This is a genomic window from Streptomyces sp. NRRL S-118, from assembly GCF_000716335.1.
Classification (GTDB): domain Bacteria; phylum Actinomycetota; class Actinomycetes; order Streptomycetales; family Streptomycetaceae; genus Streptomyces.
The window spans coordinates 109,133-133,082 of record NZ_KL591010.1; the positions used below are offsets into that span (position 1 = coordinate 109,133).

At 75.2% G+C, this 23,950-nt stretch carries 22 protein-coding genes and 3 pseudogenes; 16 read left to right on the plus strand and 9 right to left on the minus strand.

Annotated elements, in window-relative coordinates:
- Positions 1 to 22 precede the first annotated feature (22 nt).
- From IH00_RS0118810 to IH00_RS0118830, 5 genes are all read left to right on the plus strand, one after another.
- On the plus strand, positions 23 to 1,585 hold the full coding sequence (locus IH00_RS0118810) for a sodium:solute symporter family protein (RefSeq protein WP_031075062.1): 1,563 nt from the start codon (positions 23 to 25) through the stop codon (positions 1,583 to 1,585).
- Positions 1,582 to 2,205, plus strand: a complete 624-nt coding sequence (locus IH00_RS0118815; RefSeq protein ID WP_078887834.1) for an RNA polymerase sigma factor — start codon at positions 1,582 to 1,584, stop codon at positions 2,203 to 2,205. Before IH00_RS0118810 ends, IH00_RS0118815 begins: the two co-directional genes overlap by 4 nt.
- Positions 2,202 to 2,507, plus strand: coding sequence for a hypothetical protein (locus IH00_RS0118820; RefSeq protein ID WP_052411482.1), 306 nt, complete (start codon positions 2,202 to 2,204; stop codon positions 2,505 to 2,507). Before IH00_RS0118815 ends, IH00_RS0118820 begins: the two co-directional genes overlap by 4 nt.
- Before the next feature lie 550 nt (positions 2,508 to 3,057).
- Positions 3,058 to 3,753 carry a hypothetical protein gene (locus IH00_RS0118825; RefSeq protein ID WP_031075069.1) on the plus strand — a complete coding sequence of 232 codons (696 nt, stop codon included), beginning with the start codon at positions 3,058 to 3,060 and terminating at the stop codon, positions 3,751 to 3,753.
- A 108-nt stretch (positions 3,754 to 3,861) separates the two neighbouring features.
- A complete protein-coding gene (locus IH00_RS0118830) occupies positions 3,862 to 4,377 on the plus strand; it encodes a DUF1360 domain-containing protein (RefSeq protein ID WP_052411483.1) in 516 nt (171 codons plus the stop codon).
- A gap of 362 nt (positions 4,378 to 4,739) precedes the next feature.
- Here IH00_RS0118830 and IH00_RS0118840 read toward each other — a convergent pair whose 3' ends face one another.
- Both IH00_RS0118840 and IH00_RS0118845 read right to left on the minus strand, forming a co-directional pair.
- Positions 4,740 to 5,915: an aromatic amino acid transaminase gene (locus tag IH00_RS0118840; protein ID WP_031075073.1), complete on the minus strand. Its 1,176-nt coding sequence runs from the start codon at positions 5,913 to 5,915 to the stop codon at positions 4,740 to 4,742.
- Positions 5,908 to 6,960, minus strand: coding sequence for a DMT family transporter (locus tag IH00_RS0118845; protein WP_234334887.1), 1,053 nt, complete (start codon positions 6,958 to 6,960; stop codon positions 5,908 to 5,910). Before IH00_RS0118845 ends, IH00_RS0118840 begins: the two co-directional genes overlap by 8 nt.
- Positions 6,961 to 7,090: 130 nt before the next feature.
- On the opposite strand from IH00_RS0118845, the gene IH00_RS0118850 reads away from it, so the two are divergent.
- Both IH00_RS0118850 and IH00_RS0118855 read left to right on the plus strand, forming a co-directional pair.
- Positions 7,091 to 7,552 (plus strand): Lrp/AsnC family transcriptional regulator, encoded by a 462-nt coding sequence (locus IH00_RS0118850; protein WP_031075078.1) that lies wholly within the window; start codon positions 7,091 to 7,093, stop codon positions 7,550 to 7,552.
- Between the two features lie 83 nt (positions 7,553 to 7,635).
- Complete coding sequence (locus tag IH00_RS0118855) at positions 7,636 to 8,742, plus strand: baeRF2 domain-containing protein (RefSeq protein ID WP_031075080.1); 1,107 nt, start codon at positions 7,636 to 7,638, stop codon at positions 8,740 to 8,742.
- 217 nt (positions 8,743 to 8,959) lie between these two features.
- On the opposite strand, the gene IH00_RS0118860 is transcribed toward IH00_RS0118855, so the two are convergent.
- Positions 8,960 to 9,412, minus strand: a complete 453-nt coding sequence (locus IH00_RS0118860; protein WP_031075082.1) for a YbhB/YbcL family Raf kinase inhibitor-like protein — start codon at positions 9,410 to 9,412, stop codon at positions 8,960 to 8,962.
- Positions 9,413 to 9,472: 60 nt separating this feature from the next.
- Entirely contained in the window at positions 9,473 to 10,900 is a 1,428-nt protein-coding gene (locus IH00_RS0118865; RefSeq protein WP_031075083.1) for a cytochrome P450, read from the minus strand.
- Positions 10,901 to 11,073: 173 nt separating this feature from the next.
- Between IH00_RS0118865 and IH00_RS40330 the strand changes: the two are divergent.
- Together IH00_RS40330 and IH00_RS40335 are read left to right on the plus strand one after the other, a co-directional pair.
- Positions 11,074 to 11,283: pseudogene (locus IH00_RS40330) on the plus strand (LysR family transcriptional regulator); the annotation flags it as partial.
- Positions 11,264 to 11,599 (plus strand): annotated as a pseudogene (locus tag IH00_RS40335) (carbohydrate-binding protein); the annotation flags it as partial. The pseudogenes IH00_RS40330 and IH00_RS40335, both read left to right, overlap by 20 nt.
- 43 nt (positions 11,600 to 11,642) lie before the next feature.
- On the opposite strand, the gene IH00_RS0118870 reads toward IH00_RS40335, so the two are convergent.
- The gene (locus tag IH00_RS0118870) at positions 11,643 to 12,542 is read right to left on the minus strand and encodes a glutathione S-transferase C-terminal domain-containing protein (RefSeq protein WP_031075085.1); all 900 of its coding nucleotides are present in this window, start codon (positions 12,540 to 12,542) and stop codon (positions 11,643 to 11,645) included.
- Positions 12,543 to 13,200: 658 nt separating this feature from the next.
- Between IH00_RS0118870 and IH00_RS44135 the strand changes: the two genes are divergently transcribed.
- From IH00_RS44135 to IH00_RS0118895, 5 genes are all read left to right on the plus strand, one after another.
- Positions 13,201 to 13,746 (plus strand): PASTA domain-containing protein, encoded by a 546-nt coding sequence (locus IH00_RS44135; protein ID WP_031075088.1) that lies wholly within the window; start codon positions 13,201 to 13,203, stop codon positions 13,744 to 13,746.
- A gap of 119 nt (positions 13,747 to 13,865) precedes the next feature.
- Positions 13,866 to 14,324, plus strand: a complete 459-nt coding sequence (locus IH00_RS0118880) for an RrF2 family transcriptional regulator (RefSeq protein WP_031075089.1) — start codon at positions 13,866 to 13,868, stop codon at positions 14,322 to 14,324.
- A gap of 158 nt (positions 14,325 to 14,482) precedes the next feature.
- Positions 14,483 to 15,076, plus strand: a complete 594-nt coding sequence (locus tag IH00_RS0118885; protein WP_031075091.1) for a hypothetical protein — start codon at positions 14,483 to 14,485, stop codon at positions 15,074 to 15,076.
- Positions 15,073 to 16,074, plus strand: coding sequence for a nucleotidyl transferase AbiEii/AbiGii toxin family protein (locus tag IH00_RS0118890; RefSeq protein ID WP_031075093.1), 1,002 nt, complete (start codon positions 15,073 to 15,075; stop codon positions 16,072 to 16,074). The genes IH00_RS0118885 and IH00_RS0118890 overlap by 4 nt, the downstream gene beginning before the upstream one ends.
- Before the next feature lie 227 nt (positions 16,075 to 16,301).
- Entirely contained in the window at positions 16,302 to 17,492 is a 1,191-nt protein-coding gene (locus IH00_RS0118895) for an acyl-CoA dehydrogenase family protein (protein WP_234334888.1), read from the plus strand.
- Positions 17,493 to 17,516: 24 nt separating this feature from the next.
- Here IH00_RS0118895 and IH00_RS0118900 read toward each other — a convergent pair whose 3' ends face one another.
- On the minus strand, positions 17,517 to 18,881 hold the full coding sequence (locus IH00_RS0118900) for a tannase/feruloyl esterase family alpha/beta hydrolase (RefSeq protein ID WP_031075098.1): 1,365 nt from the start codon (positions 18,879 to 18,881) through the stop codon (positions 17,517 to 17,519).
- Positions 18,882 to 19,065: 184 nt separating this feature from the next.
- Between IH00_RS0118900 and IH00_RS0118905 the strand changes: the two genes are divergently transcribed.
- Positions 19,066 to 19,842: an HAD family hydrolase gene (locus tag IH00_RS0118905; protein WP_052411484.1), complete on the plus strand. Its 777-nt coding sequence runs from the start codon at positions 19,066 to 19,068 to the stop codon at positions 19,840 to 19,842.
- The gene (locus tag IH00_RS0118910; RefSeq protein ID WP_031075101.1) at positions 19,839 to 22,235 is read left to right on the plus strand and encodes a glycoside hydrolase family 65 protein; all 2,397 of its coding nucleotides are present in this window, start codon (positions 19,839 to 19,841) and stop codon (positions 22,233 to 22,235) included. The genes IH00_RS0118905 and IH00_RS0118910 overlap by 4 nt, the downstream gene beginning before the upstream one ends.
- A gap of 171 nt (positions 22,236 to 22,406) precedes the next feature.
- On the opposite strand, the gene IH00_RS37470 is transcribed toward IH00_RS0118910, so the two are convergent.
- From IH00_RS37470 to IH00_RS0118925, 3 genes and pseudogenes are all read right to left on the minus strand, one after another.
- Positions 22,407 to 22,622: an anthrone oxygenase family protein gene (locus IH00_RS37470; protein WP_324615789.1), complete on the minus strand. Its 216-nt coding sequence runs from the start codon at positions 22,620 to 22,622 to the stop codon at positions 22,407 to 22,409.
- Between the two features lie 173 nt (positions 22,623 to 22,795).
- Positions 22,796 to 23,536 carry a helix-turn-helix domain-containing protein gene (locus tag IH00_RS0118920; protein ID WP_052411486.1) on the minus strand — a complete coding sequence of 247 codons (741 nt, stop codon included), beginning with the start codon at positions 23,534 to 23,536 and terminating at the stop codon, positions 22,796 to 22,798.
- Positions 23,537 to 23,608: 72 nt separating this feature from the next.
- Positions 23,609 to 23,950, minus strand: a pseudogene (locus IH00_RS0118925) (cytochrome ubiquinol oxidase subunit I); the annotation flags it as partial.

The following is a 23,950-nucleotide window of genomic DNA, read 5'->3' on the forward strand; positions in this document are numbered from 1 at the left end:
CGACGACCGGGGGGCGGGCGGGATGCGTGAAGAGGCGCTGCTCGCGGCCTTCCTGTCGGTGGTCGGCGCGACGTCCTTATGGGCGGTGTGGGCGCGGCGGTTCCACGCCCGCGACACCCTGCCCTCGCTGGAGGGCTGGGCCCTCGCCGACCGTTCCCTGGGGACCCTGTGGACCTGGCTGCTGCTGGGCGGCACCGTCTTCACCGCCTACACCTTCGCCGCCGTCCCGGGTCTGGTGTACGGCGACGGGGCCTCCGGCTTCTTCGCCCTGCCGTACACGGTGATCGTCTGGCCACTGGCCTTCGTCCTGCTGCCGCGGCTGTGGGCGGTGGCCCGCGCCCACGGCCACGTCACGGTGGCCGACTTCGTCCGGGGGCGCTACGGCTCTCCCTCCCTGGCCCTCGCGGTGGCCCTCACCGGGATCCTGGCCACGCTTCCCTACCTGGCCCTCCAACTGGTCGGGCTGCGGGCGGTGCTGACGGTGAGCGGGCTCTACCCCCGCGGCCCCGCGGGTGATCTGGCGCTGGTCGCGCTGTTCGCGGTGCCGGCCCTGGCGTCGTACCGCTACGGGCTGCGGGCCCCCACCGTCATCTCGGCCCTGAAGGGCCTCCTGGTCTTCTGCTCCGCGTTCGCCGTCATGGCGCTCGTCCTCGGACGGCTGGGCGGACCCGGCCCGATGTTCGACGCCGCGGCGCTCCACCTCGCCGAGCGGGCGGCGCCGGACGCCGCGCTGGTGCCGGGTCCGCACCAGCAGGGCGCGTACGCCACGCTGGCCCTCGGTTCGGCGCTGGCCCTGCTGATGTACCCGCACGTCCTCACCGCCGCGTTCGCCGCGTCGGGCGCGGGCACCCTGCGCCGGGCATCGGTCGCGCTGCCGGCCTGGACCGCTGTGCTCGCCCTGTTCGGGCTCCTGGGCGTCGCGGCCCTGGCGGCCGGCATCCACACGCCGCCCGGCCGCGCCGAGGAGGCCGTACCGCTGCTGGTCGGCTCGTTCCTGCCGGCGGTCCTGGCGGGGCTGGTGCTCGGAGCGCTCGCCGTCGGGGCGCTCGTCCCGGCCGCCGTGATGTCGATCGCCGCCGCGTCCCTGTTCGTACGCAACGTCTACGTCGAGTACCTGCAGCCGACCGCCACGCCGAAGCGGCAGGTGCGGATCGCGCGTGCGGTGTCGCTGGTGATGAAGGTCGCCGCGGTGGCCTTCGCCGTCTGGCTGCGCGACCAGGACGCCATCAACCTGCAACTGCTCGGAGGAGTCTGGATCCTTCAAATCTTCCCCGCCGTCGCCGGCGGACTGCTGACGCGACGGCTGCACGAACGCGCCCTGCTGGCCGGATGGGGCACGGGCATGGTCGCCGGCACCACCCTGGTCGTCGGCCACGGGTTCTCCTCCGTGGTGCCCCTCCCCTTCGGCGGCCGGGAGCTGGAGGTCTACACCGGCCTCGCCGCCTTCCTGCTCAATGTCGCGGTCGCCGTGGTCCTCACCACGGTGTTCGACCGCCTCGGTCCACCCCGCGGTGCCGCAACCACCGCCCTGCCGCAACGCCCGGCCGCCGGGCGCCGCACGACGAGAGGAACGAGCAGCCCATGAAGCGGACCCGCCAGGACGTCATCTCCTCGTTGCCGTCGACCGCCACCCGGAGGGCGCACGGAGAAGGCGATGCGCCCGGGGCCGCCCAGGCGCCCCTGGTCGACCTGGCCGAACTGGAGCGGGAGGCCGGGCTGTCCCGGTTGTTCGACCTCCACTACGCCTCGATGCTGCGCCTCGCCACCCTCCTCGGTGCCGACGACCCGGAGAACATCGTGGCCGAGGCGTACTACCAGATCTACCGAAAATGGCGTAAGTTGCGGGATTCCAGCTCCGCGGAGGCATACCTGCGCTCCGTCGTGTGCAACCTGACCCGCATGCGCATCCGCCACCTCCAGGTCGTCCGCAAGCACGTGGAGACACCGGACGCCGCCGTCGCCCCCGCCGATGCCTCGGCGGCCTCGGCGGAGGCGTCCGCGCTGCTCCGTGACGACCAGCGCTTCCTCGTGGCCGCCCTGCGCAAACTGCCGACGCGGCAGCGCGAGGCGCTCGTCCTGCGGCACTGGCTCGGGCTGAAGGAGTCGGAGATCGCGGCGGCGATGGGTATATCGTGCGGTTCTGTCAAGACGCATACCGCACGCGGAATTGCCGCCCTCACCCAGGCGATGGAGGCCCGACGATGAGCGATTCCCCCTCGCCGACCTCTGCCGCCGACACCGAGCGGCAGCTCCGCGAGGCCCTCGCGGCCCTGGCCGACGACGTCCACCCCGCCCCGAGCGCCTACCGCGCGGCGCGCGGCGACTGGCTGCGCCGGGAGCGCCGCCGCCGCATGGTCCTCGCCGCGCTGATCACCGTGCTGTTCACCGTGGTGACCCTGGTCGGGCTGTGGGTGCTGAACCAGGTCCCCTCCCGGCCCGGCGTCATCTTCGACGACGCCCCGCGCACCGGGCAGCACCAGCCCGCGAACCGCAGCGGGACCCCGTAGGGCCTCTCGTTTGGATCCTGCCGGGCTCGTGGTGTCCGGACACCACCCCCTGTTGTCCATGCCGGAGTAGCCGGCCTGGCCGCCGGAGCCGCCCGCGCCACCGCCGGCGCCGTTGCCTCCGCTGATCCCCGGGGCCTTGCCCCCGCCGCCCCGCTCACCGCCGGTCGCGGTGCCCGCCGCGCCCCTGCCGGGGTGCCTCCCTGCGCGACCGACGTCGCCGACAGCACAGGAGGCGAGTCGGGAGACGGAGGCCCCGGGGCAGCACGATGGCGGTGTCCCCGCCGTGGCCGGCGTCAGCGGTGCTGGTCTTGGCGGAGGCTCCGCTGGTGCCGCCGGTTCCGGCGGCGGCCCGGCGCGCACCGCCGTGCATCCGGCCGCTCCTGGTGGCATGTCCTCCCCGGACCGGGGCACCAGAGGTCGTGACGCAGGTCCGCCCGGTCGCCCCCCTGGCCGGCGGAACCGGCGACGGCCCCGCCACCCTCCCTGTCCCGGTGGCGGGGCCGAGCCGTTCCGGTGGGTGGATCCCGTCGCCCCGGGTACCCGGGGCGACATGATGTCGACGTCCACGCCCCACAGGCTCGCCCGTACGGCCTCCCGGTACGTGGCCCGCCGGAGGCGCGGGCCGGCGCTGCACCCGGACGGCGTGAACTGCTCCGCCGTCCTGACCGTGGCCGGGTCGGCCCACCGCGCCTGGGGCGTGCCGCTGCTGGACGAGCCCGGCACGTACCGCGTGACGGCCCGCTGGTCGCGGGCGCTCGGGCTGCCGGAGAGCCTCCCGGACGGCTTCGGCCTGGCCCTGAGGGTGGAGGACGCGGCGGGTCCCGGGCGGCCGTGGGACCTGCTGCTCACCACCAGCGGCAGCGGGCGGCTGCTCCGCCATGTGCCCCTCCCCCGGCGCCGCCCGCTGGCGGGGCCGTACGGGACGCTGACCGCGTACCGGGTGGGGCGGCGGACCTGCTGGCTGGCGGCCCTGCCGCGGGCGCCGCACCGTGCGGTACGAGGGGGGCTGCGCGCCGTCCAGGAGCACCTGCTCGACACCGAGGTGGTCCTGGACCTCTGCGTCGCCGCGCGGGGACAGCCGTGGCGCCCGGTCGCCGCGCTGACCGTGACACCGGTGCTGCCCTGGACGGGGACGTCCCTCGGCTACGACCCGTACCGGTGCAGCGTTCCCGGGCTCCGGCCGACCGCCCGGCTGCGTTCGCTGCGGGAGGGGGCGTACGGGGGATCCCGCGACGGGCGGCGTTGACCTGAGGGCGCCGCAGCCTCCCGCTTCCGGTCGCCGGGGCCACGGGAGCACGGAGGCCGGCGCGGCAGGACGTGTCAGTGGGCGGCCCCGACAGCGAAGGTGGCAAGCATGGTGGAACTGTTGCGACGCATCCGCCGGGACTACTCCCACGGGGAGGACCGGCCGCTGGGCGGCTACGTGGCGGCCCTGACGGCGTTCGGCGCGTACGCGTCGGCGTGGGCGGCGGCCGTCCGGCTGACCGGCGCGGCGCTCCCGGAGCGGCCCCGGCCGGGCGACATCGCGCTCACGTCCGTGGCGACGTTCCGGCTGAGCCGGTTGCTGACGAAGAGCGCGGTCACCAGTCCGATGCGCGCGGCGTTCACCACGTACCAGGGACCGCAGGGGCCGGCCGAGCTGAGCGAGGCCCCGCGGGAGGACGGCCACGAGGCGGCGGGCGAACTGCTGACGTGCCCCTTCTGCATGAGCGTCTGGGTGGCGACCGCGTTCACCGCCGGGCAGGCCCTGTGGCCGCGGGGCACCCGGGCCGTGATGGCGGCCCTGGCGGCGACGGCGGCCGCGGACGCGCTCCAGCTGTCGTACAGCATGCTGACGGACCGGGCCACGCGCGGGGCCGGGAGGGACTGACGCGCGGACCGTGTCACGCGGCGGAGGCCGCCGGTGCGCCGGTGCCGGTGCGGCCGCTCCGCCCTCCGCGGGCGGCGATCCGACGGCCCGGGCGGCGGAGGCCGGACGCGGCGAGCACCGCCGGTGCCGGTCCGGCACCCGCACCGGCACGGCCGCTCGGTCCTCAGCGGGCGGCGGTCAGACGGCCCGGCGGCGGAGGCCGACCGCGGCGAGCACCGCGCCCACCACGGTCAGTACGGCGTTGACGAGGACGGCGGTGTGCACGCCGCTCATGAAGGCCTGGGTGCTGCCCTCGACGACCGCGGCCCTCAGCCCGGCAGGTCGACATACCCATTTTCCCGCCGGGGCCCGCGCCGGCTCCTTCAGCTCATGGCGGCGCAGGGCTGCTCCAGCACCGCCGCGACGCCCTGGGCGAGGCAGGGGATCCGGTGGGCCGGGACGCCCGCGATGTTGATGCGCCCCGAGTCCGTGCCGTAGATGGCGAACCGCCGGCGCAGCTCGCGCATCCCGTCCGGTGACAGCGGCAGCGTCGAGAACATGCCCTTCTGCCGCGCCAGGGACCGCGCGTGCGCCACGTGGCCCAGCGTGTCCAGGTGGGCGACGAGGTCGGCGCGGTTGGCCGCGATCCGGGCCCGCATGTCGTCGAGTTCGGCCCGCCAGGCGGCCCGCAGCCCGTCGTCCTCCAGGATGGCGGTGACGACGGCGGCGCCGTGCTCGGGCGGCATGGAGTACAGCGTGCGGGCGGCGTTCTGCAGGGCGGTCTCGACGTTGCGCAGGGCGGCGCGCGAGGGGCCGAGGACCACGGCGCAGCCCGTGCGGTCGCTGTAGAGGCCGAAGTTCTTGGAGCAGCTGATGGCGATCAGCATCTCGGGGACGCGGTCCGCCAGCATCCGGGTGGCCCACAGGTCCGCCTCCAGGCCGTCGCCGAGGCCGTGGTACGCCAGGTCGACGAAGGGGACCCAGCCGTTCCGTACGGCCAGCGCGGCCAGCGCCTCCCACTCGTCGCGGGTCGGGTCGACGCCGGTGGGGTTGTGGCAGCAGCCCTGGAGCAGGACCACGTCGTCCCGGCGGGCGTCCGGCAGGTCGCGCAGCGGGTCGCTCCAGTCGTACGTGCGTACCGTCAGGCCCGCGGCCTCCAGGATGGGCCGGTGGTTGACGTAGGCGGGGTCGCTGATCCAGACCGTGGTGCCGGGCCGGGTCCGGCGTATCAGGTCGGCCAGCAGGCGCAGCGCTCCGGTGCCCGCGACGGTCTGGACGGCGGTGGCCCGGTCGGCCGGACCGCCGGTGCCCAGGACCGTGGAGACCATGGCGCGGTTGAAGGCGGTGTTGCCGGACAGCCCGCGGTACTCCTTGGAGGCGGAACGTTCCGCCAGGCGTATCTCGGCCTCGCGGACGGCGGCCATGACCGGGGTGACACCCGTGTGGTCGCGATAGACGCCGAGGACGAGGTCGAGCCGCTCGGGACGCTCGTCGGCGGCGAAGGCGGCGGCCAGCTCCCACAGCGGGTCGGCGGGCGGGGCGGGCAGGAGTTCAAGCACGGGTGGGAACCTCGGGTCGGGGGCGTCGGTTGGCGAGCGCGACGCCGGCGGTGATCAGCGGTACGCCGACGAGTACGGACAGGGTGGGTGACTCGTCGAGCAGGGGGACGGCGAGCAGGACGACGGCGACGGGGCTGAGGCTGCCGACCACGGAACTGCGCTCCGGGCCGAGCCTGCGGATGGCGAACGCGTAGAGCAGACCGGCGCACAGCCCGACCCCGAGGCCCTGGACCACCAGGAACAGCGCGATGTCGCCGCCCGCGGCGTGCGCGAGTCCGGTGGGGAGCACTCCGGTCAGGACCAGGAGCGCGATCACGGCGAGCGAGGGCAGGCACAGCAGACCGATCGACCCGACCGGGTCGAGGTCCACCTCGCGCAGGCCCACGGTGTAGAGCGCCCACAGCCCGCTGGCGACCAGCAGGGTGCCGGCACCGGCCATCACGTCCGTGTCCAGCGGGACGAGGTACCGCCAGACCAGGGCGACCACGCCGACCGCGATCAGTCCGAGGCCGGCTGCCTGCGTGCCGCGGGGCAGGCCGCGCCCGCCCGCCACCATGAGCGCGGAGACGAAGAGCGGCACCATGCCTGGGACGATGGAACCGACGAACGCCGCGGAGGTGAGGGAGCCGCCGTGCATCGCCGCGAGGAAGAAGGGCACCCCGGCCCCGCAGACGATCTTCAGGGCGGGCCCCCGACGCACGGCGGCCAGCCGCCGCCTGCGCCGCCACAGCGCGGGCGCCAGCACGACGAGCGGCACGCCGAACCGCAGCAGCGCCGCGTCGGCGGGCAGCAGGGTGGAGGCGCTCAGCGCGCGGGCGCTCAGGGCGAACCCGGCCCAGATGGCCACGGTCAGCAGGAGGGCCACGAGTCCCACGCCCTGCGGCGACAGTCCGGCGAACCCCCTCCCCGCCGCGCCCGTCTCCCGGGAGGCGATCTCGGCGCGTACGGACGGGTCAGCGCCGGGCGCCGGTACGGGCTCCGCCGACGAGGCGGCAGCCGCCGCGGAGGCGGGGACCGGCACCGCGGTCCTCGTGTTCGTCGCCACCAACGTGCCCTCCAGCCTCGGCCCCGATCCAGCAGTGAGCAACATTAGGCCGGAGCGGAGGGCAGACGATTGCTACTTCCACCCCGCGGCACCTACCTTTGGGGCAGAATCTGCCAAGAAAGGGCCTGCCATGGACGCCGTCGACCTTCACATCATCCGAGAGCTCCAGGCGGACGGGCGGCTGTCCAACCAGGACCTCGCCGACCGGGTCCGGCTCTCCCCCTCCCCCTGCCTTCGGCGCGTGCGCCGCCTGGAGGACTCCGGCCTGATCCGCGGGTACACCGCGATGGTCGACCAGGTGGTCTTCGGGCTGCCGATCACGGTCTTCGTGCGCGTCCGGCTGGAGCGTCACACCGCCGAGGCCGTCAACGCCTTCGAGCAGCACGTGGGGCTCATCGAGCACATCCAGGACTGCTACCTGATGGCCGGCAGCAGCGACTACCTGCTGCGGGTCGTCATCGAGAGCCTGGAGGCGTACGAGGTGCTCGTGCGCACCCGGATCCACGCCATCCCCGGCATCGCGTCGATCGAGTCGAGCTTCGCCTTCGGCAGCGTCAAGCAGTCCCGGGTCTACCCGCGCCCCGCCTCCTGACGCCCGGCCACGGCTCCGGGCACTGCTGGAGGCGCGCATCATCGAAGGTGGGGGCGGAACCACGGAAGTGGTGAGGAGTCGCCATGAGGCTGTCGTTCCTGGAACCCCTCTACGCGCAGCGGGGCCCGTTCACCTCCGTGTACCTGGACACGTCGCGGGACACCGACGACGCCGAGCGGGCGATCGCGCTGCGGTGGCACCGGTTGCGCGAGCAGCTGGCGCGGCAGGGCGCGGACCGGGCGTCCATCGCGGCCGCGGAGGAGGTGGTGGGCGCGGACGCGGAGGTGCCCGGCGTGCACGGCCAGGCCATCTTCACCGCGCACGGGGCGCTCGTCCTGGACGACGAGCTGCCGGCGCCGCCCGCGCACGACTTCGCGCGGTACGGCACGCTGCCGGATGCCATGCCGCTGGTGGCGCAGCACCTCCCCGGGATCCCCTACCTGGCCGTGGTGGTCCACTACCGCGGGCCGCCGACCGCCGACGCCGCGGGCAACGTCGCGGTGGCGGCCGAGGCCGGGATGTGGCCCGGGTCCCGGGTCGCGCCGGGCGACCGGCTGCGGCGCCGGGTGCCGGTGGCCGGGTGGCACGGCGCCGCGGTGCGGCTGGGGCACGAGCTGGACCGGTGGGCGCGGCGCACGGGCGCTGACGCCGTGGTGCTGGGCGGTGACGAGTGGGCGGGCAACGTCCTGCTCCGCCGGCTGCCGCGGGCACTGCGCGAACGGGTCGTACGGGTCGGCGGGCCGGCTGCGGAGGCCGCGGGCCGCGCACTGCTGGAGCCGCAGATCGCCGGCGTGCTGCGCGGGCGCATGGCCGCGCACGACCGGGCGCTCGTGGAGACCTTCCTGGCCCGGCGGGCGCGCGGCGCCGGCACGGCCGAGGGCCTGGCCGCCGGGGTGGCGGCGCTGCAGCGCGGCCAGGTCACCGCGCTGCTGCTGCACCCGCCCCGGCCGTGGCAGCCGGCGGAACCGCTGTGGACCGGTCCCGGGCCCGCACAGCTCGCGCTGACCGAGGAGGAGCTCGTGTCCTTCGGGGTGCGGGCGCCGCGCCGCGAACGGGCCGACGAGGCCCTGGTGCGCGCGGTGGCGGGTACCGGCGCCGAGCTGGTCGTCGTACCCGAGGACGAGGTGCCGCTGCGCGACGGGGTCGGAGCACTGCTCCGCTACACCGACGCGGCGACCCCGGGACCGTGACGGGCTGTCCGGCAGGCTCTTCGTCCCGGGGCGATCCCCGCCCCGGCGCGCTTCCCCTCCCGGCGGCTGTCCGTCCCGGGACCTTCCCGTACGGCCGCGCTCCCCGGCGGCTCTCCGTCCCGGGACGCTCCCCGCCGAGCACGCCCCCCTTTCACACGCGCTTCCCGTCCGAACGCGCCTCCCGTCCCGGCGGTGCGGCAGGGGCGGGACGGGCGGGTCAGCGCTGGTAGGTGCCCATCAGGGCGCCGCTGGCGAGCTCGCGGCCGGCCAGGGCGCGGTGCACGGTGTCGGCGGTCGGCCGGTCGGTGAGCGGCAGCGGCTGCGAGACGGCCCACAAGCGGAAGAAGTAGCGGTGGCGGCCGTGGCCCGCCGGGGGCAGCGGGCCGCCCCAGCCGGTGCGGCCGAAGCCGTTGGGCCACTCGGTGCCGCCGGAGGGTGTCCGCCCTTCCTCCACGCCGTCGCTCGCCGGGTCGATGCCGGTGACGAGCCAGTGGAGGAAGGTGCCGTTCGGGGCGTCGGGGTCTTCGCAGGCGAGGACCAGCTCCGCCGTGCCGTCCGGCGGAGCCGACCAGGTCAGGGGCGGGGAGATGTCCTCCCCCTCCCCGGTGTAGCGGCGGGGGATCGCCTGGTGGTCGCCGAACGCCGCACTGCTGAGCTCAATACCGGTCATGGGCGCGGCTGTACCCGCAACCGCGCCCCGGCTACCGGTCCGGACCGGGCAAGTACCCGATCAGCGGCGGCGCAGGGTGCACCGCGCCGGGCCCGCCGCGCGCAGCGTGATGGCGGCCTGGACCGGCACCGTGCGGTCGACGGCGGTGAGCTCGTACTCCTGGAGGATCATCGCGAGCGCGAGGACCGACTCCAGCATCGAGAAGTGCTGGCCGATGCAGGCGCGCGGGCCACCGCCGAACGGGAACCAGGCGTAGCGGGGCCGGTCCTTCTCGGCCTCGGGGGTGAAGCGCTCGGGGTCGAAGCGCTCGGGGTCCTCCCAGTAGCGGGGGTGACGGTGGGTCACCCAGGGCGCGACGATCACGTCGGCTCCGGCCGGGACGGTGTGGCCCCCGACGACGGTGGCGGCGACGGCACGGCGGCCGATGACCGGTGCCGCCGGGTACAGGCGCATGGCCTCCTTGAGAACCCTCGTCAGGTACGGCAGCGCGTCGAGGTCCGCGGCCGTGGGCGTCCGCCCGTCCAGTACGCGGGCGGCCTCGGCCCGGGCCCGCTCCTGCTGCTCGGGGTGGCGGGCCAGCAGGTGCAGGGCGAAGGCGAGCGAGGTCGCCGTGGTCTCGTGCCCGGCCAGCAGGAACACCAGCACCTGGTCGCGGATCTCCGCCGCGTCGAGGCTGCCGTCCTCGGCGCTGCCCGCCCGGGCGAGCAGGGTCAGCAGGTCCTCGCCGGTCGCGGCAGCACCCTGCGCGCGACGCTCCTCGACGATGCGGTCGCACACCGCGTTCAGCTCCCGCGACGCGGCGGCGGCGCGGCGGTTGGCGCGCGTGGGCCAGTCGCGCGGGACGTTGAGGGGGGAGTAGCCGCGCCGCAGGACGTACTCGCCGATGACCGGGAAGCAGCGCTCCACCACGTCGACGGCGGCCTCGACGTCCACGCCGAACAGGATGCGGGCGACCGCGCGCAGGGTGAGCCGCGTCATCTCGTCGACGACGTCGACGACACGGGTGTCCGCGTCGGGTGCGGCAGCGGCCGTCCGTCCGGCACCGCCGGCCGTATCCGCGGTGCCGGGACCCGCCTCCCCGTGCCACCGGCTCATCAGGGCCGCGACCTCGGTGGTCACGGCCTCCGCGTAGCCGTCGACGCGCCGCCGGGTGAACAGCGGCTGCACGAGCCGCCGCTGCCTCAGGTAGTCGTCGTCCTGGCTGGTCAGCAGGCCGTTGCCGAAGGATTCCCGGACCTCCTGGTAGAAGGCGTTGTCCTTGCGGAAGTTGGCCGATTCCGTCGCCAGCACCTGCTGGGCGCCCTCCGCCGAGAACACCCCGTACAGCTCGAACCGGAGCCCCGGCGGACCGGCCGTGAGCCGGACGACGTCGCCGTGCTCGCGCAGGGCGCGGACGTAGGTGGCCAGCGAGTCGTTGCGGAGGTCCAGCATGGAGCCGAGCAGTGGCAGACCTGCCGGGCCGGGAACGCGTGTCTCGGTGATCGCCATCAGCTCTCCCTGGGGGCGTGTGCACGGGCGGGACCGGGTGTACCGGTGTCCGCGATTCTTCCCAACCGGCACCGGCGCACGCGGCCGTGCGGCCGGATTCCGCCCCCGCCCGCGCCGGGGGAGTTGGTCCGGGCCCGCCTATTGCCGCCGGGAACGGACGCCAAGCTGCGGTCATGGAGCTGGAGTTGCGCCACCTGAAGACCATTTGCGCCCTCACCGACGCGGGCGGTCCGACCACGGCGGCCACCGAGCCGGGGCTCGCCCAGCCGGCGCTCAGCGCGCAGCCGCGCAGGATCGAGCGCTCGCTCGGCGGCGCGCTGTTCGAGCGCGGGCGCAGCGGGGTGCGGGCCACGGCGCTCGGGGAGCTGGTCCTGCGCCGAGCCGGGCGACTCGGGTGGCTCGTACATCTCGGGCAGCCAGGCGCAGGGCGTCACCTCCGGCGGAACGGGCGACTGCCGCAGCGGCGGCACGACGTTCCACCAGCCGATCAACCCGCTGCTCCAGGTCTACGGACCGACGCTCAGGACCACCACGGCCCCGGAGGACCCGGGCGACCCGCCCGGCGGGACGTGGGCGGTGGGCACCGTGTACACGGCCGGGGACCAGGTGACCTACGGCGGCGCGGCCTGCCGCCGCCTCCAGGGCCACCGGGCGCAGCCGGGCTGGGAGCCGCCGAACGTCCCGGCGCTCCGGCAGCGCGCCTGGCGCGCGGCAGCGGTCCGGCCGGCCCCCACCGCACCCGCTACGCGGGCGTGTTCAGCGTGATGGTGGCGGGGCGCGACGAGGGCCGAGGGGGCCGGGCGGGCCACTGCACGATGGGCATGGCGGCGCCGGCCGCCTCCCTCCCCCGGCAGCGGGCGTGGTGGCGGGCGGCGATGCCGGCGACGTCGAGGTGGGCGCCGAAGGCCGGGTGGGCGGCGAGCCGCCGGGCGTACGACCACAGGGACGGGTGGGCGGCGATCCGGTGCACCGCGTCGGCGTCCAGGTGCCAGCGGTGCACGGTGTCCAGGTGCAGGAGCGTGACCCACACCCGGACGTCGGTGACGGTCGGTGTGTCGCCGCCGAGGACGTACTCCTGGTCGGCGAGCCGCCGTTCCAGCGCGTCCAGCGCCCCGAGGAGCGTGCTCAGGGGCGCCCGGTGGGCGTCCCCGTCGAGGCCCAGCTCTCCGGCGTGCTGGGCGGCCTCGTGGACGCCGAGCTCGCACAGGGCGGCGACGGCCTCGCTCTCGGCGCGGTCGGCGGGCGGGCGCAGCGCCTCGCCGCGGTCGCCGGCGAACCGCAGCACCAGGTCCTCCAGGATGTCCGGCGCGTGGGTGCTGACGATCCTGCCGGTCCAGCCGTCACCGAGGACGGGGGCGGTGGCCGGACCCGTGAACCGGTGCGCGGCGGCCTCGTAGAGCGGACGCAGGGCCGCGTAGCCGCCGTCCGGCGTGTCGGGGACGGCGGGCAGGACCGTGAGCGGGAGCGTGTCGCCGAGGCCGAGCAGGCCGTGGGTGACGGCGATGAGCAGACAGTCGGCGTCGGACGGCGACAGGTGGAGCCGGTAGCGGCGGGGCGCGGCGTAGTGGCCGCTGCGGGAGTCGGGCCCGATCCTCTCGCGGAAGGGGCGGGCGGGCACGGCGGTCGGGGATGTGGCGGACATGCGTCTCCCGGGGTGGGGCCGGACAAGGGTGTCCGGCATCGGATGCGGCTGCTCGGAGGGCGCGCGGGGGCCGTGCCGGGGCCGTGCCGGGGCGCGCGGGCGCGGGGTGGGGGGTCCGCGGCGGCGACGTCGGTCGCCGGTCGGGCCTCAGCGGCCGAGGGGACTCGCGGCGCTGCAGACGCGCAGGAGATCGATGTGGCGGCGACAGGTCAGCGGGCGCGTACGCGGAAGCGGCGAAGGGACCGTTCGGTACGCGTCCCACGCCGAAAGCACCATGGTGTCCTGTCCGTTCGCCCGGTATCCCGCCCCGAGTGTCGTGACGCCCGCCCGCTCGCGTCAAGGGTGCCGACGCGGGGCGTTCGGCTGCGCGGGCGGCGCGCGGCGTGCAGGACGGGCCCCCGACGCCCTGCGGCTCCGTGCGGGGCGGCGGTGCGCCCCGGGCGCGCGTGGGGTTCGGTCGCGGTTCACGGGCTGTCTCATCGGTCCCCCGGGGGTGTCGGGGTGCCGGCCACGGAGCCGTGCAGCACGGCACCCCGGCATGGTCTTCACTTCACCACCCCGGTGATCACGATTCCGTCACTACCGGAGCCTTCCCTTCACCAGGAGCGAAGGCCGTCGATACCGTCAAGATTTCAACGAACGAGCCTTGGGGGGCACCATGACCTCGCACGACCAACCTCCGCACCAGTCGCACCAGCCGGCCTGGGGGGCTCCCGCCGGTGCGCCGGCCGGCGGCCCGAAGTGGGCGCGCAAGCGCGTCATCATCCCCGCCGCGGTGGTCCTCTTCCTCATCGGTGTGGGGATCGGCGGCTCCGGCGACGGAAGGACGACGACTGCCGCGAGCCCGGAGCCGGCCCCCACGGTGACCAGGACGGTGACGGCCTCGCCCGCGGCCGCGCCGGACGCCGATCCGCCGGCGACCGGGGCGGCAGCCCCCGCACGGGCCGCGGCCCCCGCTCCGACCGAGCCCGAGCGGGCGACGGTGCCCGACTTCGTGGGCATGGTGCTGCAGACCGCTCAGGACACCGCCCAGGCCGAGGGCTTCTTCCTCCTGACGTCGCACGACAGCACCGGCGCCGGCCGTATGCAGCTGCTCGACCGGAATTGGAAGGTCTGCTCGCAGAGCAAGGCCGCGGGCACCAGCATCCCGACCGCGACAGCGATCGACTTCGGTGCCGTGAAGCTCGAGGAGAGCTGCCCGTAGGAGCGGCCGGAGCCCCTCCCCGCCGGGCAGGAGAGGCTCCTGCGCGCGCCGCCCGCGGCCCCGCCCTGCGGCCGGGATCAGGCAGGCCGGGTACTGCGCCGTACGGGATAATGCCGGCCATGCGCATCTCAGCCAGGGCCGACTACGCGGTGCGTGCCGCGCTCCAGCTCGCCGCCGCACAGGAGGCGGGGCCGGTCAAGGCGGAGGCGATCGCCGAGGCGGAGGGAATCAGCCACAAGTTCCTGGAGGGGATCCTCAACGACCTGCGCCGCGGGGGGCTGGTCCACAGCCAGCGCGGCGGCAACGGCGGTTACTGGCTGGCGAAGCCGGCGGGGGCGATCAGCGTGGCGGACGTCATACGGGTCGTGGACGGTCCGCTGGTGTCCGTGCGCGGCGTCCGCCCTCCGGAGCTGGCGTACTCGGGGGCGGCCGAGTCGCTGCTGCCGCTGTGGATCGCGCTGCGGGCCAATGTGCGGCGGATCCTGGAGGGCGTGAGCCTGGCCGACGTCGCGTCGGCCACGCTGCCGGCGGAGGTGTCGGCCCTCACGGAGGACCCCGGCGCCTGGACCAATCCCTGAGAGGGAGGTCCGCCCGGCGGCCGGTTCCGCCGCGCGGCGCCGGGGTCGCTCCGTGAACCCGGCCCGGTGAGCCGCACTCCGGTCCTGTGCTCTCCGGCTGTCTTCTCCTGCGGAGAACGTGGATGCGGATCCGGCGCGCGCCCGCCAGGATCGGTCCCATGTCCGAGTACGAAACGCACGTGACGGTGCACTGCCCGGGGCCGGCCGAGCTGGCCCGGCTCGAGGAATGGGCCGCCGTCCGGGCGCTGAAGGTGACGCACATCGTGCTGGCGCGCGGGCGGACGGTGTCGCAGCCGATGCTGACGGTGCCGGACCGCACGAGCCACGAGACCCTGGTGCCGCGGCTCCGGGCGGACGGTTTCCACCCGGTGCGCGTCAAGGTGGAGACCGTCCCGTGGACGTCGGACCGGCCGGGCCCGGGCGGCGGCTACTTCGAGCATCACCTGCGGCTGTCGCTCGACGCCGGCTTCGACCGGGCGCGCCTGGAGGCCGTGGTGGTTCCGCACGGCGCGCACCTGTCCTGGAACGCCCGGCGCGTGACCGCGGACGGCAGCCGCCACGAGCGGTTCGCGACCCAGCGGTACCGCGGCCCCGGCGGGGCGGCATCCGCGGGACGCGTGTGCGACGCACTGGCCGCGGACCTCGCCACCGCGGGTTACGTGATCCTGTCGGAGGAGCGGGAGTTCGTGCTGTACGACAGCGATCCGTCGGTGGACGACGGGTGGCTCGACCAGGAGGGGGTGGCCGTATGAGCGGCACATGGCGGCAGTTCGACTGGCGGAGCACCGAGGTACCGCGTGAGCCACTGGACGAGCGGACCCGTCAGCTGCGGGAACTGCCCCGGACCCTGCGGCCGGTGCTCGGGGACGACGTGCGGCAGCGGGCGGTGTTCGACCCGTCCCTGAAGCATCTCCAGCGGGCCTACCGGGCCGGCGACCCGGTGTTCGACACCCCGGAGCGGACCGCCGCGTGGGTCCGGGCCCGGCGGGCGGCGCTCGACGCCGTCCTGATGGCGGTGTCGGACTCCCCGTGGGCGGACTCGCTGGTGCTGCGGGGCAGCGTGCTCCTCGCCGACTGGTTCGGCGCGGAGGCCCGGGAGCCGGGCGACCTCGACTTCGTGGTGATCCCCGAGTCCTGGCGGATGGAGGACGGCCGGACGACCCGGATGCTGGAGGGCGTCGCGGCGGCGGCTGACGGCCGGGCCGGGATCAAGTCCTGCGGCCTGGTCGCGGAGGACATCTGGACGTACGACCGTGTGCCGGGGCGGCGGATGGTGCTGCCGTGGTCGGTGCCCGGGCTGCCGGAGGGACAGGTGCAGCTCGACTTCGTGTTCAACGAGCGCCTCCCTGCCGAGCCGGAACCGGTGGAACTCGCGTGCGGCGCCGTGGTCCTGGCGGCCACGCCCGAGCTGTCGCTCGCCTGGAAGCTGCTGTGGCTCATCAGTGACGCGCATCCGCAGGGCAAGGACCTGTACGACGCCGTCCTGCTGGCCGAGCGGTACCCGCTGCCGCTGGAGCTGCTCGACGAGGTGTTCCGGCTGGCCGGGGAGTGGCCGCTGCCGAACAGGAACGTGGAGCTCCAGGACTTCGCGAACCTGGCCACGGAGTCGCACGGAGGCACCGAATGGGTCCACTTCGCGGCGGAGTACCCGCACCTCGCCGCGTCCGGTGAAGGTCAGTACGCCGGCCGGCTGGTGGAGGCCCTGCGGCCGGTCTTCGAAGGACGCGGGCGGGACGTGTCCGGAAACTAGCGTCGTCCGCCCGTGGGGCGGACGGGACTTCGCGGGGCGCGATCTGGGAAGTGACCCGTGGCGCTTGCCGGTTGCGCGCGGCCCGATCCGCAGGACGCCCCCCACCGGGGTGTCTCAGCTGGTGGTCGACGGCTGTCCACCCCTCGAACTCCCCCTTGGGGCGGGCGGATCCGCTCTGGCACTATCCCTACTGAATCAGTAGGGAAACCCGATCCCGTGAGGTGAGCGTGGCGACCGCGACAACGCCGACCCCGGCCGAGGCAGTGGACTGGCCGCGGGTCACCCGTGAGGTCGCCGACGACCTCGCCGTGGACGCGTCCGTACGCGACCGGGCGGGCGGACCACCGTTCGACGAGGCCGCCCGGCTGCGAGAGGCCGGTCTGCCGGCACTGCTCACGCCGCCCGCTCCGGACGGTACCGGCGACCCCGGCGCGGCCTGGCGGTCCGCCTGCGCCACCGTGAGGGAGCTGTCCGCGGCCGACGGGTCCATCGGCGAACTCCTCGCCCACCACTGCGTCCTGGCCTGGAGCGCCCGGTTCCTCGGCGCGCCCGCGGAGCCCTTCGAGCGGCGGATCGCGGAGGACCGGTGGCTCCTCGCCGGGGGCATCGAGCTCCCGGAGGCGGAGGCGGGGCCCGGCCTCACCGCCGAGCCGGGCGGGAACGGCGGCTACGTGCTGCGCGGGCGCCGCGGCTTCGACGCCGGCGTGACCGTCGCCGACCGGCTGGTCGTGGGCGCCCGGTGCACCCGTACCGGCGACCTGCTCGTCGTTCTGGTGGATCCCGCGCACCCCGGTGTGTGCGCCGAACCCGCCGGCGACCGCGTCGGGCAGCGCCTCACCGGCAGCGGGACCGTCGGCTTCGACGACGTCCCGGCCGGCGCGGACGACGTCCTGGGCGCCGTGCCGCGCGACGAGCACGCCGTCGCGCCGTGCACCGCCCTCGCCCCGCTCGCACTGCGGCTGATGCTGACGCAGGTCGCCCTGGGCGTCGCCGAGGGGGCGCTGGCCGAGGCCCGTGACGTCAGCCGCGCCGCGCAGGCCGCGCGGCCGTCCGGGACGGACGCCGAGGACCCCTACCTCCTCCTCGCCTACGGGGAGCTCGCGACGGCCGCCCACACCGCGGCGGCCGTCGTCGAGCGGGCGACCGACGCCCTGGCGCGCGGTCTGGGCGCGGGGGCCGGACTCGACGTGGACGGGCACGCCGGCATCGCCGTGCTCGTCGCCGCGGCGGAGGCGGTCACCAGCCGGTCCGCCGTGCACATCACCACCCGGGTCCTCGAACTCACCGACGGGGCGGGGTTCGACCGCTTCTGGCGCAACGCGCGCGTGCTGACCGCGCACACGTCCTCCGCCCGCAGACTGCGCGAGGTGGGCGACCACTACCTCAACGGGACGCTCCCCCGTCTGCCGCGCCTGTGACCACGGGCGGCCGCGGTGGCCGGTTCACCTCAGCGGGCAGCCGGCCAGGAGCGCGGCCGGGTCCGCGGCGGGGTCCCTGAGGACCGTACGGGAGGCGGGTGGGCGCACACCGCGGCCCAGCCAGTCCTCCAGCGCCGTGAACGCCGCACGGTGGCACGGCACGAGCGGGCGCAGCCGCTCCGGGAAGGCGTCCACCAGGGAGTCGGTGTGCGTGCCGCCCTCGATGCGGTAGTACCGGTGCAGGCCGCCGCGCCCGGCGTCGCGCACCATGCGGGCGTACACGTCGGAGTCCCGGCCGATCGGCAGCAGCACGTCGAGCGTGCCGTGGAGGGTGAGCAGCGGTTTGCCGATGCGGCCGGTCAGCGCGATCCGCTCCACGGCGCGGTGGACCTCCGCGGGCCGGGCCGCCCAGTCGTAGTCGGCGTCCGCCCCGGTGTGGCCCGGGTCGAACTCCTCGCGGTGGACGCGCTGGGTGAGGGCCCAGTAGTACGTGTGGTGGTACGGCCAGAGGAACTCGGAGCCGGACGGGTAGCCGGCGGCATGCATCGCGTCGCGAGCCGCTCCGGCTGCCGGCCCGCCCGCGGCGTACACCGGGTAGTGGCGCAGCGCGGGGGGCAGGAAGGTGAAGAGGTTCGGGCCGTCGGCCCGCCACAGGACGCCTTCCCAGTCCACGCCGCCGTCGTACAGCTCCGGGTGGTTCTCCAGCTGCCAGCGCACGAGGTAGCCGCCGTTGGAGATGCCGGTCGCGAGGGTGCGGGCGGGCGGGCGGTGGTAATGCCGGGCGACGACGGCGCGGGCGGCCCGGGTGAGCTGGGTGAGGCGGGCGTTCCACTCGGCGACGGCGTCGCCCGGCGCGCGTCCGTCTCCGGGGAAGGCGGCGGAGGTGTTGCCCTTGTCGGTGGCGGCGAAGGCGTAGCCGCGGGCCAGGACCCAGTCGGCGATGGCGCGGTCGTTGGCGTACTGCTCGCGGTTGCCGGGCGTGCCCGAGACGACCAGCCCGCCGTTCCACCGGTCGGGCAGCCGGATGACGAACTGGGAGTCGTGCCGCCAGCCGTGGTTGGTGTTGGTGGTGGAAGTGTCCGGGAACCAGCCGTCGATCTGGACGCCGGGTACGCCGCTGGGGACGGGCAGGTCCCCGGGGGTGAGCCCGGCCCAGTCCGCCGGGTCGGTGTGGCCCGAGCCCACCGTGCCGGCGGTGGTCAGCTCGTCCAGGCAGGCCGTCTCCTGGTGGCCGGCGCCGGGAACCCTCAGGGACGCGGCTTTTGCGCACCGGCCCCGCGGGGCGTCCGGTGCGGCCGGTGCCGCCGGTGCGGCGCCGAGGGTCAGGACCGCCAGGGTGAACGCCGCGAGGGCGGCGCGGCCTCTCGTGGCTCGCGTGGGCGGGAACATCAGCACCTCCGGGTTCGATGTGCGCGACGACCGGAGGCTAGGCCCGTACGACGGCCGCGGACATGGCCGCGCACGCCATGGCCGGGACGCCCGGAACGTGGGGCGCCACCATGACGGGTACGGCGGGCGTTCCTGGGGACTCGCATCTCCCGGGACACGCACGAGCGCAGCCGAAGGAGGTGCCATGACCGTACGGGCACCCGCACTGCGGGCGGTGCGCGCCGTGGTCCTCGACACCGACGGGGTCGTCACCGACTCGGCCGCGGTGCACGCGGCGGCCTGGAAGGAGGCCTTCGACGCGTTCCTGGCCGCAGGGCCGCCGGGGGACCCCGCGCGGCGCCGCCCCTTCGACCCCGGTGAGGACTACCTGCGGTACGTGGACGGCCGGTCGCGCCTCGACGGGGCGGCGTCGTTCCTCGCGTCGCGGGGGCTGCGCGTACCGCCGGAGGAGGTGGAGCGGGTGGCCGCCGAGAAGGAGCGGCTGTTCACGCGGCGGCTGCGGGAGGGTGGCGTGGCCGCCTACCCGGGCACGGTGCGGCTGCTGCGGGTCCTGCGCCGGGACGGGGTCCCGTCGGCTGCCGCCTCCGCTTCCCGGCACGCCCGTGAGGTGCTCGCCTCCGCGGGGGTGCTGGAGTGGTTCGGCGCGGTGGTCGACGGCGTCGAGGCGGCCCGGCTGCGGCTGCCCGGCAAGCCCGACCCGGCGCTGTTCCTGGAGGCGGCCCGCCGCCTCGGGGTGCCTCCCGGCCGGTGCGCGGTCGTGGAGGACGCGCTGCCGGGGGTCGAGGCGGGGCGGCGCGGCGGCTTCGGCCTGGTCGTGGGCGTGGACCGCGCGGCGGGCCCGGGAACGGGCGAGGCGCTGCGGCGCGCGGGCGCCGGTCTCGTCGTGCGGGACCTCGCCGAGCTGCTGACCGGGACCCCGGCGGCGGGCGGCGCGGGAGCGGAGCGGGAGGCACGCCCGTGACGCGGACCGACTGGACGTGGGTGTACGAGGGGTACGCGCCCGAACGGGAGAGCCTGCGGGAGTCCCTGTGCACCCTCGGCAACGGCTACTTCGCCACCCGGGGAGCCGCCAGCGAGTGCGCCGCGGACGGCGTCCACTACCCGGGTACGTACGTGGCCGGCTGCTACAACCGGCTGACCTCCACCGTCGCGGGCCGCCAGGTGGAGAACGAGGACCTGGTGAACCTGCCGAACTGGCTGGTACTGCGGTACCGGGTGAACGGCGGGGGACGGCCCGGCCCGTGGCTGACCCCGGGCGGCAGGAGCATGGTCCACCACCAGCAGACCCTCGACCTGGGGCAGGGCACGCTGGAGCGGGTCACCCGGTACGAGGACGACCAGGGGCGCCGGCTGGCCGTGCGCCAGCACCGGCTGGTGCACATGGCGGACCCGCACCTGGCGGCGCTGCGCACGGTCTTCTCCGCGGAGAACTGGGCCGGGACGCTGGAGGTGGAGGCCGCCCTCGACGGTTCGGTCGAGAACACGGGCGTGGCCCGGTACCGGCAGCTGGCCACCCGGCACCTCATCCACGTCCACACGGGCGACGCGGCCCCGGACACGGTGTGGCTGCGCTGCCGCACCAGCACGTCCGACATCCGCGTCGGCATGGCATCGCGCACCACCGCGCCGGTGGACGGCGTCTCCTCCCACCCGGGCAGGCGGGCCGTGCAGCGCTTCCGGCTGGAGCTGGAGCCGGGGCGCGCGGCCGTGGTGGACAAGACGGTCGCCCTGCACACCTCGCACGACCCCGCGATCAGCGACCCGCTGCACGCGGCCGTGGACCGGGTGGGGCGCGCGGGCCCGTTCGAGACGCTGCTGTCGTCCCACCGGGCCGCCTGGCAGCAGCTGTGGCGGCGGGCCGAGCTGGAGGTGGCCGACGAGGCGGGGCGGATCCTGCGGCTGCACCTGTTCCACGTGCTGCAGACGCTGTCGCCGCACACCGCCGACCTGGACGTCGGGGTCCCGGCGCGCGGGCTGCACGGCGAGGCGTACCGGGGGCACATCTTCTGGGACGAGCTGTTCGTGCTGCCGTATCTGAATTTGCACTTCCCGGAGGTGTCGCGGGCGCTGCTGACCTACCGGCACCGGCGGCTGGAGCGGGCGCGCTTCGCCGCCCTGGACGAGGGCTGCACCGGGGCGATGTACCCGTGGCAGAGCGGCAGCGACGGCCGCGAGGAGGCGCAGCGACTGCACCTCAACCCCCGCTCGGGGCGCTGGGTGCCGGACCACTCGCACCTCCAGCACCACGTCGGCTCGGCGATCGCGTACAACGTGTGGCAGTACTGCGAGGCGAGCGGCGACGACGAGTTCCTGCACACCAAGGGCGCGGAGATGCTGCTCCAGATCGCCCGCTTCTACGCGTGCCGCGCCACCCACGACCCGGTGCTGGGCCGCTACCGCATCCGCGGGGTCGTCGGCCCGGACGAGTACCACGACGCCTACCCGGGGGCCGTCGAGCCGGGCCTGGACGACAACGCGTACACCAACGTCACGGCCGCCTGGGTGCTGGGCCACACGCTGGACCTGCTGCGCTCGCTGCCCGAGCCGCGGCGCCGGGAGCTGGTGGAGCGCACCGGGCTGCACCACAGCGAGCTGGAGCTGTGGGAGGACGTGTCCCGGATGCTGCACGTGCCGTTCCACGACGGGGTGATCAGCCAGTTCGAGGGGTTCGGCGAGCTGGCGGAGTTCGACTGGGAGGGGCACCGCCGCCGGTTCGGGGACATCCGCCGGCTGGACCGGATCCTGGAGGCGGAGGGTGACAGCGTCAACCGCTACAAGGTGTCCAAGCAGGCGGACGTGCTGATGCTGGGCTACCTGTTCTCCCCGGCCGAGCTGCGCGCCCTGTTCAGCCGCCTCGGCTACGTCCTGGACGAGGAGATGTGGCGCCGGACCGTGGACTACTACCTGCACCGCACCAGCCACGGCTCGACGCTCAGCGGTCTGGTGCACGGCTGGGTGCTGGCGCGGGTGCGGCGGTCGGAGGCGTGGCGGTTCTGCCAGGAGGCGCTGGAGGGCGACATCGCCGACGTGCAGGGCGGGACCACCGGCGAGGGCATCCACCTGGGCGCGATGGCGGGCACCCTGGACCTCGTCCAGCGCGGGCTGACCGGCCTGGAGACCCGCGGCGGCGCCCTGCGGCTCGACCCGGTGCCGCTCCCGGAGCTGTCCGAGTTCTGCTTCACGCTGCGCTACCGGGGCCACTGGGGCGTACGGCTGCGGGCGGCGCCCGGAGGCATGCACATCGCGGTGCCCGACTCGGGCCGGGACCCGATCGACGTCGAGCTGCCGGGGCGGGCGGTGCTGATCGAGCCCGGCGAGGAGCGTGAGCTGCCGCTGCCGGCGGTGGAGTACTGAAGGGTATTGCGGAAGCCTGGGAGAGGTGACGCAGCCCCTCGCCGCACCGCCGCCCCTCCCTCCGGTGATCGCCGTGCCCCGGTTGATCAGGTGCATCGCCCCCAGCGCCTCGCTACGGGCGGCGGCCATCCGTCGACCGGCCGGCATCGACACCGCGCAGGGAGAGAAGGATCAGCAGCGCGAAGGCTGCGAATGCGGCGCCCGTGCGTGCGTAGTTGAACGCCTCCAGCGGGCCAGGATCTCGGCGTGATCGGCGGGTGCCGAGGTGGCCGCCCACTGCTTGATGCGGCCGTTGATGGGGACGATGCCGAGACGGGTGATCAGGAAGGAGGCCAGGGCAAGGAGCCCCGCCCCTCCGGCCAGCCACCGTGAGACGCCCCGCGTCATGACGGTGAGCGCGAGGGCGCTGAGTGGACGAGGCGGCGACATGGCTACGGACCGCCACACTCGCCCTCCTGAGGTCCGGCTGAGGGACCCGGCACCTTCGAGCGTGTTGCGGAAGTCCGCGAGAGGGGCTGCGAGAGGTGGCGCGGCACCTCGCACACGAGATTGCGGGCGGGTCAGAGGCGGTGGGCCCGCTCGCGGGTGTGCATGTCGTGGTGGGCGTACTCCGCCTCGACCCTGCGGCCGGTGACCCGGCTCGGCGTGACGGCCGTCCAGCGGGCGTTCTCCCCGTCCGCCCACGGGGTGCGGAACGCCTGGCGGTCGAGGCGCCGTACGGCCTCCGGGTCGGTGACCGGGTGTGGCTCGCCGACCACGAGGACGGTCCAGCCGCGGCCCATCACGTCGTCCATGTGGTCGACCTCGAACGCCACCTCCCTGCCCCGGCCCGTGGGGGCGAGGGCGTCGGGCGGGGTCCGGAACACCACGTCACCGCCGTCGACGACGTAGGTGACCGGGACGATCGCCGGGTGGTCGTGGCTCGTCACGGCGACCCGTCCGACACCGTGCGTGCCGAGGAGCGCACTGCACTCGTCGAGGCCCAGCTCCACCATGTGCGGACGGCCTGCGGGGGCCCCGGCGCCGGGCGGCAGGTCGACCGTGCCGCCCTCCAGCTCGATGACGCTGGTCTCCAGGGCGTCGGCGAGTCTCAGGAGGAAGCCGATGCCGGGGGTGGCGGGCTGTTCCTCCAGGTACTGGATGTAGCCGGGTGCGGAGCCCGAGCGGAGGGCGACCTCTTCGCGGGTGAGGCCGAGCTGCCGGCGGCGGGCGGCGACGCGGCGGCCGATGTCCCCGCAGCAGTGGCCGTGGTCTCCGGGGCCCTGGTCTCCGGGGCTCTGCAGGAGCGGTCGGTCGGACATGAGGCACCGTCCCCTCGGTCGAAGGGCACCATCTCCCCACGGTAGCCACCGGCGCGCGCGGGCGCACGCGTGCTACTGCTCGCCCGGGCCCGGTTCCACGACGTCACGGCGGCGGCCGGGCGTCTCGACCCGCTCGAGCAGGGCGATCTCGGGGTGGTGCAGGTCGAAGGCGGGCGATTCGGAGCGGATCCTCGGCAGGGTCGTGAAGTTGTGGCGGGGCGGCGGGCAGGAGGTCGCCCACTCCAGGGAGCGTCCGTACCCCCACGGATCGTCGGTGCCGACCGGTGTGCCGTGCCGCGCGGTCCGCCATACGTTGTAGAGGAACGGCAGGGTCGACAGGCCGAGCAGGAACGAGCCGATCGACGACGCCATGTTCAGGGCCGTGAACCCGTCGGCGGCGAGGTAGTCGGCGTA